This is a genomic window from Sinorhizobium fredii NGR234, from assembly GCF_000018545.1.
Lineage (GTDB): Bacteria > Pseudomonadota > Alphaproteobacteria > Rhizobiales > Rhizobiaceae > Sinorhizobium > Sinorhizobium fredii_A.
Genome location: NC_012587.1, coordinates 1687041 through 1701432, shown reverse-complemented (window position 1 = coordinate 1701432; position 14392 = coordinate 1687041). Strand labels below are relative to the sequence as shown.

The 14392-nt window shown below is 63.0% G+C and carries 9 protein-coding genes; 4 read left to right on the top strand and 5 right to left on the bottom strand.

The annotated features are described in order from the left end of the window. Positions 1-76: 76 nt before the first annotated feature. Positions 77-1072: a flagellar biosynthetic protein FliO gene (locus NGR_RS19500; protein ID WP_012708185.1), complete on the bottom strand. Its 996-nt coding sequence runs from the start codon at positions 1070-1072 to the stop codon at positions 77-79. 366 nt (positions 1073-1438) lie between these two features. Between NGR_RS19500 and cckA the strand changes: the two genes are divergently transcribed. Beyond that, positions 1439-4057, top strand: a complete 2619-nt coding sequence (gene cckA, locus NGR_RS19495; protein WP_164924340.1) for a cell cycle histidine kinase CckA — start codon at positions 1439-1441, stop codon at positions 4055-4057. A 56-nt stretch (positions 4058-4113) separates the two neighbouring features. Here the strand turns inward: cckA and NGR_RS19490 are convergent, their stop codons facing one another. Both NGR_RS19490 and NGR_RS19485 read right to left on the bottom strand, forming a co-directional pair. Then, positions 4114-5046, bottom strand: coding sequence for a pseudouridine-5'-phosphate glycosidase (locus NGR_RS19490; protein ID WP_012708183.1), 933 nt, complete (start codon positions 5044-5046; stop codon positions 4114-4116). A gap of 78 nt (positions 5047-5124) precedes the next feature. Continuing rightward, positions 5125-6072, bottom strand: coding sequence for a carbohydrate kinase family protein (locus tag NGR_RS19485; protein ID WP_012708182.1), 948 nt, complete (start codon positions 6070-6072; stop codon positions 5125-5127). Between the two features lie 231 nt (positions 6073-6303). Between NGR_RS19485 and recA the strand changes: the two genes are divergently transcribed. Both recA and alaS read left to right on the top strand, forming a co-directional pair. Beyond that, entirely contained in the window at positions 6304-7389 is a 1086-nt protein-coding gene (recA, locus tag NGR_RS19480; RefSeq protein ID WP_012708181.1) for a recombinase RecA, read from the top strand. 240 nt (positions 7390-7629) lie between these two features. Then, positions 7630-10293, top strand: a complete 2664-nt coding sequence (alaS, locus tag NGR_RS19475) for an alanine--tRNA ligase (protein ID WP_012708180.1) — start codon at positions 7630-7632, stop codon at positions 10291-10293. A 46-nt stretch (positions 10294-10339) separates the two neighbouring features. On the opposite strand, the gene NGR_RS19470 is transcribed toward alaS, so the two are convergent. Further along, complete coding sequence (locus NGR_RS19470) at positions 10340-11998, bottom strand: SulP family inorganic anion transporter (protein WP_012708179.1); 1659 nt, start codon at positions 11996-11998, stop codon at positions 10340-10342. A gap of 169 nt (positions 11999-12167) precedes the next feature. Between NGR_RS19470 and NGR_RS19465 the strand changes: the two genes are divergently transcribed. Further along, a complete protein-coding gene (locus NGR_RS19465; RefSeq protein ID WP_012708178.1) occupies positions 12168-13016 on the top strand; it encodes an AraC family transcriptional regulator in 849 nt (282 codons plus the stop codon). Between the two features lie 82 nt (positions 13017-13098). Here NGR_RS19465 and NGR_RS19460 read toward each other — a convergent pair whose 3' ends face one another. Beyond that, positions 13099-14313: an NADP-dependent isocitrate dehydrogenase gene (locus NGR_RS19460; RefSeq protein ID WP_012708177.1), complete on the bottom strand. Its 1215-nt coding sequence runs from the start codon at positions 14311-14313 to the stop codon at positions 13099-13101. Positions 14314-14392 lie beyond the last annotated feature (79 nt).

The following is a 14392-nucleotide window of genomic DNA, read 5'->3' as shown; positions in this document are numbered from 1 at the left end:
GCGGCTTGTCCGCGCCGTTTTTCTTTGCCTTATTGGGACACAATCCTGAAAGCAGCAGGCATTCGTGCTCCGCAGGTCAGGGCTTGCGACCAGCGGAAATGTCGGCGAGCATGCGGCTCATCTCTTCCTCGATCGTCTCTTCCTTGCGCGCGTCGTCTGATGCCGGGCCGAGTACCGGTTCCTGACGGGCGCTTGCGGCTGCCGCCGGGCGGACTTCGTGTCTCGGAGCCACCGTCGGAGAAAGCCGCTGGAGATCGCCGCTGATTTCGGCATCGAGGAATCGTTCGAATTCCGCCGACTTGTCTACGGCGACCGGTTCGGCCGGCCGGGCCGGCGCGGGTGGACTCTGAACGGATCGGGGCGGTTCCGCCGTCACTGCCACCGGTTGTGGAAAGCGTTCGTCGCGTGGCGGTTGGTTTACAGGAAGAACGCGGTCGCGAAGGCCACTGAGGGTTGCCTGGGGAGGCTCCGAGATGAGTACCGGAGAAATGGCCGGTGCGGCCAGGGGGGTGGTGGCGACGGGTTGCGGCCGCGGCGGCGGTTCGACTGCAATAGGACGCTGGGGCGGCGTCGCCTCGGACTTCGGTGCTGGCTCTGGTGCCCGGGGTACCGCGCGCGGCAACTCCTCCGTTGCCACCGGCCGTATGGGTTCGATTTTTGCAGTTTCTACACGTGCGGGGCTCGGGATCGGCTGAGATCCTGCAGCGGAATGTTCCGGCGAAACCGTGGCCTTCGGCGGTTGTTGCTCCGTCGTCGCGCGGACGGGGCTTGGTCCCGCCGCGTCATCGGGCACGATACGGCTTTCGATGACGATATCCGTGGGGCCGCCGATCATGATCAGATGCTCGACGTCGTCGCGGCGGACGAGGACGAGGCGCCGGCGCGTGTCGACGGCGGCGGCATCGAGCACAGCAAGACGCGGCTGTCGGTTCTTGCCGCCGCGTACGAAGGGAGACGAGGGTCTGTTTCGCATGATCCAGAGCACCGCCACGAGGCACAGGAGGCCGATGGCGACAGCTCCGGCGGCGATGATGAATCGGCTACCGTTGTCCCCGACCAACGTTTCCATCATGGGCTGAACTCCTTTTCCCGGTCGAATTGCAACATTTGACGGCTTTTTTCGGGCCGGGACAAGCTTGCGTCCGACATTCCCTGTGAATTGACCGCTGCGCTTCCTCTGAGACGCTTTCTGCTGTTATCTCTGATTGTTAAAGATGATTCCAGTTCGACGAAGCGGATGCGGCATATTCGAGTCTCGCAACGCCTTGTCGGGTGCCGGCAACTGCATAGGACCTTAAACCGGGCCGGTTTTGGGGATAAATTATGCGGCAATTCAAAGGATTACGGCGGCCCTTGTGCGCCTGCAGGATGCGCGGCGCGGCAAGTCAGCGGGGTGCCGGTATAGCGGCGGACGACCCCGCCAGCAGGTGAGGACCCGATGACGAAATTGCGGCAGTCAGGTGATTACCAGATGCCGGTGGTTGACCGAGGTGTGCGGCCGGGTACCGTGTTCAGGATCATCGTGCTGGCGATCGTATTGACCGCGTCTGCCGCGGCCTTCGTCGTCTTCAAGAACCAGCTGGAGAACGAAATCGTCCTCGGCATCCTCGGCGTGCTGGCGATGGTCGGGATATTCTTCCTGGTCTCGTCGGTGATCGGTTTCATCGAGGTCATGCCGCAGTCGCGGCCGGATGAACTGGCGCGCGCCTTTCTCGATGCCCATGAGGACGGCACCGTGGTCACCGATCGCAAGGGGCGCATCGTTTATGCGAACGCGGCCTATGGCGCCCTGACCGGCGCGAAAGGGGCCGCCGGCGTCCAATCGCTGGAAACCATCCTGTCGCGCAACAGAGAGGCGACGGAGGCGATCTACCGGCTGACCAACGGCCTGCACGAGGGCAAGCAGGGGCACGAGGAATTCCGCCTCCTGAAGCCGCTGGCAAATGGCGCGATGACCGGCTCGGGAGCGCATTGGTTTCGACTGAAGGCGCGGGTGCTGCCGCTGGAGGATGCCAACAGCAACCCGCTCTATCTGTGGCAGATCGCCGATATCACCGCCGAGCGCGACGACCAGGAGCGTTTCTTCAAGGAACTGCAGAACGCCATCGACTATCTCGACCATGCGCCGGCGGGCTTTTTCTCCGCCGGACGCAAGGGCGAAATCTTCTACATCAACGCCACGCTTGCCGATTGGCTGGGGATCGATCTCACCAAGTTCCAGCCGGGGACGATCAGCATTGCCGATCTCGTCGCCGGCGAGGGACTTGCGCTCATTCAATCCGTGCAGGCCGAGCCCGGTCTGAAGAAGACCAAGGTTCTGGATCTCGACCTGCGCAAGGGGAACGGTCAGAGCCTGCCGGCAAGACTGATCCATCGCGTTTCCTCGACCCGCGACGGTGCGCCCGGGGAAAGCAGGACCATCGTCATGTCTCGCGAGGGCGACGACGGTGATCAGTCGGCCTCGAATGCGGCGATGCGCTTCACGCGCTTCTTCAACAACACGCCGATGGCCATAGCCTCGGTGGACGGCGACGGCCGAATACTCAGAACCAACGCCCCGTTCCTGAAGCTCTTCGCCGGCCTCGTTTCGCAGGACGACGTCGAGCGCGGCCTCATGATCGACGCGGTCATGCACGCCGCCGAGCGGGGCCAACTCGAAGAGGCGCTCGCCGCTGCCAAGGACCGGCAAGGCGACATAGCGCCGATCGATTCGCTGCATCCGGCCGATGAAGGACGCCACTTCCGTTTCTACGTGAATGCCGTCATCGACCAGAGCGACCAGGCACCGGAAGAGGCGGCGATCGTCTATGCGCTTGAGATCACCGAGCAGAAGGCGCTCGAGAACCAGATGGCGCAGACGCAGAAGATGAATGCGGTCGGGACGCTCGCCGGCGGCATCGCGCATGACTTCAACAACGTCCTGACGGCCATATTGCTTTCTGCCGACCATCTACTGCTTTCGGCGCGGCCGGCGGACGCGACATTTGCCGACCTGATGGAAATCAAGCGGAACGCCAACCGCGCCGCCGTCCTGGTGCGGCAATTGCTCGCCTTTTCGCGCAAGCAGACCATGCGCCCGACCGTTCTCAATCTCACCGATGTCATCGGCGACCTCCGGATGCTCGTCGATCGGATGACCGGCACCAATGTCAAGGTGGAGGTGGACTATGGCCGCGACCTCTGGCCGGTGAGGACCGATCTCGGCCAGTTCGAACAGGTGTTGCTCAACCTTGCCGTCAATGCCCGCGACGCCATGCCCGACGGCGGAACGATCACGCTCAGGACACGAAACCTGCCGGCGGGAGACGTCGCGCCGCTCGGACGTCGGGAATTGCCGGAGGACGACTTCGTCATGGTGGAGGTGTCCGACCAGGGCACGGGTATCCCGGCGGAGATCATGGACAAGATCTTCGAACCGTTCTTCACCACGAAGGAGGTCGGCAAGGGTACGGGCCTCGGGCTGTCGATGGTCTATGGCATCGTCAAGCAGTCGGGTGGCTATATCTATCCGGACTCGGAGGTCGGCAAAGGCACGACTTTCCGTATCCTGCTGCCACGTTATGTGGAAACCGCAGAGACGCGTGAGGAGCCCGCTTCGCGTGAGGCGACTGCCGTTGCCACTCCGGCGCCGGCAAGCGAACCGGGCGCAGCAGCTGCGGCACAGAGCGAGCCTGCGGATCTCACCGGCGATTCTGCGGTGGTCTTGCTCGTCGAGGATGAGGAAGCGGTCCGCCGCGGCGGCAAGCGGATGCTCGAGACGCGCGGCTATACGGTTCATGAGGCGGGGTCGGGCATCGAAGCGCTCGATATCATGGAAGAGCTCGACGGCGCGGTCGATATCGTCGTTTCGGACGTGGTGATGCCGGAAATGGACGGGCCGACGCTGTTGCGCGAACTCAGGAAGAAATACCCGAACCTGAAGTTCATCTTCGTGTCGGGCTATGCGGAGGACGCCTTTGCCCGCAACCTGCCGGCCGATGCCAAGTTCGGCTTCCTGCCGAAACCGTTCTCGTTGAAGCAATTGGCGGTCGCCGTCCGCGAAATGCTGGATTCCTGAGGTCTGGCCGTAACCCCGGATGGCCCGGCGCTTTCTGCGCCGGGCGCACGCCTGATCTATTTCACCTGTGCCAAGGCGACGGCGATTTCGGCAGCAAGGCGGGCGTTGTTCTCGACGAGCGCGATGTTGGTCTCGAGGCTTCGACCCTCGGTCATGTGGTAGAGGTTGTCGAGCAGATAGGGCGTCACCGCCTTGCCCGAGACCTCGTCGTTCGCCGCATTGTCCAGCGCCCTTGCGATATAGATTTCCATCTCCTCACGCGGGATTTCGCTTTCCTCCGGAACCGGATTGGCGAGCAGCATGCCGCCCTCGACGCCGAGCAATTCGCGCATCCGCTGGAAATTGGCGATTGCCGCGGGACTGTTCAGCATCAGCGGGCTCTTGATGCCGGAATCGCGCGACCAGAAGGCGGGGAAGGTTTCGCTGTCATAGGTGACGACCGGGACGCCCCTGGTTTCAAGCACTTCCAGTGTCTTCGGAATGTCGAGAATGGCTTTGGCGCCGGCGCAAACGACGATCACGGCGGTTCGGGCGAGTTCGTCCAGATCGGCGGATATGTCGAAGCTCAATTCGGCGCCGCGGTGGACGCCGCCGATGCCGCCGGTCGCGAAAACGCTGATGCCGGCGCGGGCAGCCGCAATCATCGTTGCTGCGACCGTCGTGGCGCCGGTGCGGCGCTCGGCAAGGGCAAAGGCAAGATCGGCGCGCGACAACTTCATGGCTCCCTGGGTCTTCGCAAGCGCCTCCAGCTTCTTGTCATCAAGGCCGATATGCAGGACGCCGTGGATGACCGCGATTGTGGCCGGAACTGCCCCCTGGTCGCGGATGATCGCCTCGACGCTGCGCGCCATGTCGAGATTGCCCGGATAGGGCATGCCGTGCGTGATGATCGTCGATTCCAGCGCCACGAGCGGCGCGCCGCGTGCCTTGGCGGCCGCGACTTCATCGGAGTATTCGATCGGCAAGAAGGGCGAGGTGGGTTTTATCATGGTCATTCGCTTCTGATGATTGGGAGCGGTGCGAGCCGGAAAACTGCCGTGCACTTTTCTGCAGGCCGCCTGGAGTTTTCATGACAGCATTTGTGGCTCCGGCACAAGAGCCAGCACCCGGGCAAGATTGCCCGCCGACATCTCCACGGCGACGGCGAATGGTGAGTGAAGCGTTATGACTGCCGCGGCGATGCCGTGCCGCAGGCACCCGGCGAGACCGGTGCCGCCAAGCCGGGCCGCGAGAAAGCCCGATGCGAGCGCGTCTCCGGCACCCGTCACGTCGGCAAGCGCGGGCAGGGCGGGCGGCACTGCGAGGCAGTTGCTGTTGCGGTCGAAGGCTACCGCAGCCTTGCCGCCGCGGGTGACCACGCCGCCGGAAAGCCCCTGAGAACGCAGCAGCGACGGCCATTCTTCGACGGCAGCAGCCTCGGCGCCGGTCAGCGCACGGGCCTCTGCCTCGTTCATGAAGAGGAAATCGAGCCCGGCCAGGCTTTGGCGGTAGCGGACGACCTTGGCCGGGGAAACGGCGATGCCCGCGAGGATGCGGTTCGATCCTGCGGTTGCGTCGACGAGCGCCGTCAGTGTCTCTGGCGGCAGGTTGGCGTCCATCAGCACGAGATCGCTCGCTGCGAGGCGCTCGCGCGTGGCGCGCTGCTGCAGGCGGCGCGGCGAGAACAACGCGTAGAGATCCATGTCGGCAAGCGCGATCACCAGGTTGCCATCGTTTTCGAGGATCGCCGTATAGCTGGGTGTGTTCCGATCCAGAAAAGTGAACGGGCAATCGATGACGCCCGCAGCCGTCGCCGCGGCTGCAACCATCTCGCCGGCGCGATCACCACCGCGCGGGCTGATCATCCGCACCCGATGGCCAAGACGCGCGAGGTTTCTCGCCGCGTTGAAGCCTCCGCCGCCGGCTTCCTCGAACCACGTTCCCGGGTTGCTCGCTCCAGGCACCGTCATGCCACCGATGCGGCCGCGCCGGTCGAGATGGGCGCCGCCCAGAACGGTGATCTGCCGCTTCGTCATCTGAACACCTCTATCGGCGAATCGGCACGATGGCGAGCAGCCGGACTGAACTGCCGCGCAACATGTGGAAATGGTGTACAATATCCCGTGAACAGGAATCGAACACTCCGAAGATATCCATTATAATTCAAATGCTTGAAGTGCCATTGCCAAAACAGAACAAAACATGTACAAAATCTCCTGCGGCGGCTTCATTGCCTCGATAGCTCCAATAACCTAAAGGTGGACCCAATGGCACAAAACTCTTTGCGGCTCGTAGAGGACAAATCGGTGGACAAAAGCAAGGCACTTGAAGCGGCTCTCTCCCAGATCGAACGTTCGTTCGGCAAGGGATCGATCATGAAGCTCGGCTCGAAGGACAGCGTAATCGAGATCGAAACTGTTTCGACCGGCTCGCTCGGCCTCGATATCGCGCTCGGCATCGGCGGTCTGCCGAAAGGGCGCATCATTGAAATCTATGGTCCGGAAAGCTCGGGCAAGACGACGCTGGCGCTGCAAACCATTGCCGAAGCGCAAAAAAAGGGCGGCATCTGCGGTTTCGTCGACGCCGAACATGCGCTCGATCCGGTTTATGCGCGCAAACTGGGCGTCGACCTCGAAAACCTGCTGATCTCGCAGCCCGATACCGGTGAACAGGCGCTCGAAATCACCGACACGCTGGTTCGCTCCGGTGCAATCGACGTGCTCGTCGTCGACTCGGTTGCAGCGCTCGTGCCGCGCGCCGAAATCGAAGGCGAGATGGGCGACAGCCTGCCGGGCATGCAGGCCCGCCTGATGAGCCAGGCGCTGCGCAAGCTGACGGCATCGATCTCCAAGTCCAATTGCATGGTGATCTTCATCAACCAGATCCGCATGAAGATCGGCGTGATGTTCGGTTCGCCGGAAACGACGACGGGCGGCAACGCGCTGAAATTCTACGCCTCGGTTCGCCTCGACATCCGCCGCATCGGCTCGGTCAAGGAGCGCGAGGAAGTCGTCGGCAACCAGACGCGCGTCAAGGTCGTCAAGAACAAGATGGCGCCGCCCTTCAAGCAGGTCGAATTCGACATCATGTATGGCGAGGGCGTTTCCAAGACCGGTGAACTGATCGACCTCGGCGTCAAGGCCGGCATCGTCGAGAAATCCGGCGCCTGGTTCTCCTACAACAGCCAGCGCCTCGGCCAGGGCCGGGAGAACGCGAAACTTTTCCTGCGTGACAATCCCGACCTTCTGCGCGAGATCGAGATGGCCTTGCGGCAGAATGCCGGCTTGATCGCCGACAAGTTCCTGGAAAACGGTGGACCGGAGAGCGAAGGCGACGAAGCGGCCGACATGTAGGAGTGGTCAGCTCTTAAGAGCGGCTTGAGTTTGGATGCGGCATCAACCGGCCATCGCTCTGATCGGCCGGTTTTTGCTGCCGTCTGGACAGCATGATATGCGGACGATAAAAGCCTGTGGTTCCGATGGCGGCGTCATCGGGGAGGCGGCTATGCGTGATAGGCGCAGGGTTGAAGGATAGCGGCGCAAAGCGCGGAAAATGCGTGGTTGCAGCCGGCATGTGCACAGATAGGACGCAAGATGAGCGGCGTGAATGAAATCCGGTCGATGTTTCTCGACTATTTCCGCAAGAACGGTCACGACATCGTGCCGTCGAGCCCTCTGGTGCCGCGCAACGACCCGACCTTGATGTTCACCAATGCGGGCATGGTGCAGTTCAAGAACGTCTTCACCGGCCTCGAGCAACGTCCCTACTCGACCGCCGCAACGGCGCAGAAATGCGTGCGTGCCGGCGGCAAGCACAACGATCTCGATAATGTCGGCTATACGGCCCGGCACCACACCTTCTTCGAGATGCTCGGCAACTTCTCCTTCGGCGACTATTTCAAGGAGCGGGCGATCGAACTCGCCTGGAACCTGATCACCAAGGAGTACGGGCTGGATGCCAAGCGCCTGCTCGTCACCGTCTATCACACCGATGACGAAGCCTTCGGTCTCTGGAAGAAGATCGCCGGGTTCAGCGACGACCGGATCATCCGCATTCCGACCAGCGACAACTTCTGGGCGATGGGCGATACCGGTCCCTGCGGTCCATGCTCGGAAATCTTCTACGATCACGGCGAGCAGATCTGGGGCGGGCCGCCCGGCTCTGCCGACGAAGACGGCGACCGCTTCATCGAGATCTGGAATCTCGTCTTCATGCAGTACGAACAGATCACCAAGGAAGAGCGGGTCAACCTGCCGCGCCCGTCGATCGACACCGGCATGGGTCTGGAGCGGCTCGCCGCCGTGCTGCAGGGCCAGCACGACAACTATGATATCGACCTCTTCCGCGCTCTGATCGCAGCCTCCGAGGAAGCGACCGGCGTCAAGGCCGAGGGCGACCGTCGTGCGAGCCACCGCGTCATCGCCGACCATCTGCGTTCCTCGGCCTTCCTGATCGCCGACGGGGTGCTGCCTTCCAATGAGGGACGAGGCTATGTGCTGCGCCGCATCATGCGCCGCGCCATGCGTCATGCGCAGCTCCTCGGCGCACAGGAGCCGCTGATGTGGAAGCTGCTGCCGGCGCTCGTCGGCCAGATGGGCCGCGCCTATCCGGAACTGGTTCGTGCCGAAGCGCTGATCTCCGAAACGCTGAAGCTCGAGGAGACGCGTTTCCGCAAGACCCTGGAGCGCGGCCTGAGTCTGCTTGCCGACGCTTCGGCCGGACTTTCGGAAGGCGACCAGTTCGACGGCGAAACGGCTTTCAAGCTCTACGATACCTACGGTTTCCCGCTCGACCTGACGCAGGACGCGCTGCGCACCAAGGGCATCACCGTCGATACGGACGCGTTTTCGACCGCCATGCAGCGGCAGAAGGCCGAAGCCCGGGCCAACTGGGCCGGCTCCGGCGAAGCAGCCACTGAGACGATCTGGTTCGAGCTCAAGGAAAAGCACGGCGCCACCGATTTCCTCGGCTACGACACGGAATCGGCTGAGGGTGTGATCCAGGCGATCGTCCGTGATGGCGCGGTCGTCGAATCCGCCAGCAAGGGCGAGAGTGTCCAGTTGATCCTCAACCAGACGCCCTTCTACGGGGAATCCGGCGGTCAGATGGGCGATACGGGCGTCATCGCCACGGAAACCGGCAAGGTCGCGGTCACCGATACGCAGAAGCGCGGCGAAGGGCTCTTCGTCCATTACGGAACCGTCACGGAAGGCATCGTCAAGACGGGCGAGGCAGCCGCGCTTACCGTAGATCATGCCCGGCGTTTGCGGCTGCGCGCCAACCATTCGGCCACGCATCTGCTGCATGAGGCGCTGCGTGAGGTGCTCGGTACCCACGTGGCACAGAAGGGCTCGCTCGTCGCGCCTGAACGGCTGCGTTTCGACGTTTCTCATCCGAAGCCGATGTCGGCCGAGGAACTGAGGATCGTCGAGGAAATGGCGAACGAGGTCATCGTCCAGAACACGCCCGTGACGACGCGACTGATGAGCGTCGACGATGCGATCGCCGAGGGCGCCATGGCGCTCTTTGGCGAGAAATACGGCGACGAGGTCCGCGTCGTTTCTATGGGCCAGGGCATTCGCGGCTCGAAGGCCGGCAGGCCCTATTCGGTCGAGCTCTGCGGCGGCACGCACGTCTCTGCGACCGGCGACATCGGCCTCGTACGCGTCGTTTCGGAAAGCGCGGTCGGCGCCGGGGTGCGTCGCCTCGAAGCGCTCACCGGCGAGGCGGCTCGAGCCTACCTCAACGAGCAGGACGAGCGCGTCAAGTCGTTGGCGTCTGCCCTCAAGGTCCAGCCCGCCGACGTTCTCGGGCGGGTCGAGGCGCTGCTCGATGAACGCCGCAAGCTCGAACGGGAACTCACCGAAGCCAAGAAGAAACTCGCGCTGGTCGGCGACGGTGAGAATGGTTCGGGAGATGCGGCCCGTGAGATCGGCGGCGTCCGCTTCCTCGGCAAGGTCGTATCCGGCGTCGAACCGAAGGACCTGAAGAGCCTCGCCGATGACGGCAAGAAGACGCTGGGCTCCGGCGTTGTCGCCTTCGTCGGCGTGTCGGGCGACGGCAAGGCGAGCGCCGTGGTGGCCGTGACCGACGATCTCACCTCCAAGGTCAGCGCTGTCGATCTCGTGCGCGTCGCCTCCGCCGCGCTTGGCGGCAAGGGTGGCGGCGGGCGGCCGGACATGGCGCAGGCTGGCGGTCCGGACGGCGGCCGCGCCGCCGAGGCGATCGAAGCGGTCGCTGTGGCGCTTGCCGGGTGAACGGCGCTGATGCAAATGAAGAAAAAGGGCGCTGCAGCGCCCTTTTTTATGCAATATTCTCGCTGCGGATGGTTTCCAGCGCCGCCTGGACCGAAGCACGCATCAGAACGCGCGGCGGCCGAACGTGGTGCTGATAGAGAGCGCGACGAACCTGCGTATTGGCACCGGTGATGATGAAGCGCACCCCGGTCCGCTCGGCCTTCCGCAGCGTCCCCTCGATGACGTTGGCGGCGGTCGAATCCATGAAGGGCACCTCGGAGCAGTCCAGAATGAAGTTGCGGCGCTGATCGGCGATCCGGTCGAGCACCGAGGCGACGGTCGCCGCCGAGCCGAAGAAAAAGATCCCCGAGATCCGATAAATCACCGTATCCGGGTCATCGGCAATGAGCGGATGCTCTTCCTCGCCACTCATCACCTGCAGCATCTCCAGCGGCTTCGTTTCACCGACCGAGATGCTCTTCGCCATCCGATTGATGAACAGCACCGCGCCCAGCGCGAATCCGACGACGATCCCTTCCGTCAGGTCGCGGAAGACGACGATAAGGAAGGTGGCAAGCAACACGACTGCGTCGCCGTAAGAGGATCGCAGGAGTGCCATGAAGGCCGGCTTCTCGATCATGTTCCAGGCGACGATGGCGAGCACGCCCGCGAGCGAGGCGAGCGGGATGAAGCTCGCGAGCGGCGCGGCGAGCAGCATGAAGAGCAGCAGGAAGATTGCATGCAGCATGCCGGAGACAGGACTGGTGCCGCCGGCACGCACGTTCGTCGCCGTCCGGGCAATGGTGCCGGTGACGCAGATGCCGCCGAAGAGCGCCGAACATAGATTGGCGATGCCCTGGGCGATCAACTCCATGCTGGAGCGATGTCGGCGTCCCGTCATGCCGTCGGCGACCACGGCGGAAAGCAGGGATTCGATCGCGCCGAGAAGGGCGAAGGAAACTGCATCGGGGAAGACCGCGGCGGCTTTCTCGAAGGAGAGCGGCGGCAAGGTCGGAAGCGGCAGCCCGCGCGGGATACCGCCGAAGCGCGTGCCGATGGTTTCGGTCGGCAGGTGCAGGACGGCGACGAGGATGGATGCGGCGGCGACGGCGATCAGCATGCCCGGCCAATGGGGCCGTAGCCGGCGCAGTGCCAGAATGATGCCGATGGTCAGGGCGGCCGTCAGCACCGCTGCCCCATTGAGGGTATCGGCGGCCCGGCCGAGTGCTCCGATCTTTTCGACGATCGGTCCCGGTTCGCTGCCCGGAAGCGTCAGGCCGAAAAGGTCGCGCAACTGGCTTGCGAAGATGATAACGGCGATCCCCGCCGTGAAGCCGACGGTGACCGGGTAGGGAATGAACTTGATGTATTGCCCGAGGCGCAGATAGCCGGCCGCAACGAGCATGACGCCGGCCATGGCGGTCGCGAGCAGCAGGCCGTCGAGGCCGTGCCGGGCGCCGGTCGCGGCGACGAGAACGATGAAGGCACCGGCCGGGCCGCCGATCTGCACGCGGCTGCCGCCGAGAAGCGAGACGAGGAAGCCACCGACGATCGCGGTATAGAGTCCGCGATCCGGCGTGACGCCGGAGGCGATGGCGATTGCCATGGATAGCGGCAGGGCAACGATGGCAACCGTCAGGCCCGCCAAGGCATCCACCTTCAGGCGGGCAAGGCCATATCCTTCGGTGAGGACACTGACGGTTTTCGGAACGAGGGAATCGGGCATCGGCGAGACTTTCGAGATCCGCCACGTTGGCGGGATCGTACGTGCCGGGCATTCTGAGCCTATCTGAGTCGCCACACCGCACAAGCGGGTGCGCGATCTTCGGTTCAGCAGGATTTGTCAATTCGATACGTGGTTTGAAAGTGTTCGAGCGTAGTGTGAAAGGTTCGACATGACGGGCAGTGCATGGGCGACATATGAGAGGCGGCTTCATCGCGTCGCGGCCTATATTTACGGGCATCTCGATGAAGAACTGGATCTCGACCGATTGTCGGAGATTGCCTGCCTGTCGCCGCACCACTGGCACCGCATCTACCGGGTGGTGCATGGCGAGACCTTGGCGGCAACCGTCAAGCGATTGCGTCTGCAGCGGGCGGCGGCACAACTCGTCCAGACCGACCTTGCAGTCGAAGCGATTGCACGACGCTCTGGCTACCCGAATGTTCAATCCTTCAACCGCACCTTCAAGGCCGTCTATGGCCTTCCGCCGGCGCGCTACAGGAGAGAGGGGAGCCACACGGCCTTTGAAACCGCTTCGATGGAAGGAAATAATGTCATGTACGACGTTGCATTACGGACGATAGATCCGCTGACGCTCATGGGCGTGGCCCATTCCGGCTCTTACATGGGCATCGGCCAGGCATTCGAAACGCTCTACGGCACGCTTTTCGCGCGCGGCCTGTTCAGGCCGGATATGGAAATGATCGGCATCTATCTGGATGACCCGGAACTGGTGGAGACAGACAGGCTCCGATCCTTCGCCTGCGTGACGACAAGGGACGAGGGGGCGGCGGAGGCTCCGCTCACCCGACAAAAGATCGACGGCGGAGATTATGCGGTGTTGCGGCACAAGGGCCCCTACGCCGACATGCCGAAGGCCTATCAATGGCTCTATGGGACCTGGCTGCCAAACTCCGGCCGGGAAATCCGCGACAGCGTCATGTTCGAGAAAAATCTCAACAATCCACGCGAAGTGGCTCCAACGGAATTGCTTTCGGAAATCTATCTGCCGCTGAAGTGACGTGGCAGCCAAGACGTTCTGTGGCTTGGATACAAGAAACCCGGCGCGAGGCCGGGTTTCGTCGTTTTAATGTTGGAGCCGATCAGGCGGCCATGGCCTTCTTGAGGTTCTCGTCGATCTTGTCGAGGAAGCCGGTGGTCGAGAGCCACGGCTGGTCGGGACCGATCAGCAGCGCCAGGTCCTTGGTCATAAAGCCGGCCTCGACCGTTTCGACGCAGACGCGCTCGAGCGTGTCGGAGAACTTCGCGAGTTCGGAATTGCCGTCGAGCTTGGCGCGGTGCGCAAGGCCGCGGGTCCAGGCGAAGATCGAGGCGATCGAGTTGGTCGAGGTTTCCTCGCCCTTCTGGTGCTGACGGTAGTGGCGGGTCACCGTGCCGTGCGCCGCTTCCGCTTCGACCGTCTTGCCGTCCGGCGTCATCAGCACAGAGGTCATCAGGCCGAGCGAGCCGAAGCCCTGGGCGACGATGTCCGACTGCACGTCGCCGTCGTAGTTCTTGCAGGCCCAGACATAGCCGCCCGACCACTTCAGGGCGGAGGCGACCATGTCGTCGATCAGGCGGTGCTCGTACCAGAGCTTCGCCGCCTTGAACTGCTCGGCGAACTCCTCGTCGAACACCTTCTGGAAGATGTCCTTGAAGCGGCCGTCATAGACCTTGAGGATGGTGTTCTTGGTCGAGAGGTAGACCGGAACCTTGCGCTGCAGGCCGTAGTTGAAGGAGGCGCGGGCGAATTCGGTGATCGAATCGTCGAGGTTGTACATGCCCATGGCAACGCCGGCCGACGGTGCGTCGAAGACGTCGTATTCGATCTCCTTGCCGTCTTCGCCGACGAACTTCATCGTCAACTTGCCCTTGCCCGGGAACTTGAAGTCGGTGGCGCGGTACTGGTCGCCGAAGGCGTGGCGGCCGACGATGATCGGCTTGGTCCAGCCGGGAACGAGGCGCGGCACGTTCTTGCAGATGATCGGTTCGCGGAAGATGACGCCGCCCAAAATGTTGCGGATCGTGCCGTTCGGCGACTTCCACATCTTCTTCAGGCTGAATTCCTCGACGCGGGCTTCATCCGGGGTGATCGTGGCGCACTTGACGCCAACCCCATGCTCCTTGATGGCGTTTGCGGCATCGATCGTCACCTGGTCTTCGGTCGCATCACGGTTCTCGACGCTGAGGTCGTAGTATTCGAGATCAAGGTCGAGGTAGGGATGGATCAGCTTGTCCTTGATGAACTGCCAGATGATGCGGGTCATCTCATCGCCGTCGAGTTCGACGACCGGATTGGCGACCTTGATCTTTGCCATGAATATGCCTCGTAGCTTGCGGAGCACCGCGTGCGGCATTCCGACGGTGGGAAAATCCAGTGCCCTATAGCACTGTGAA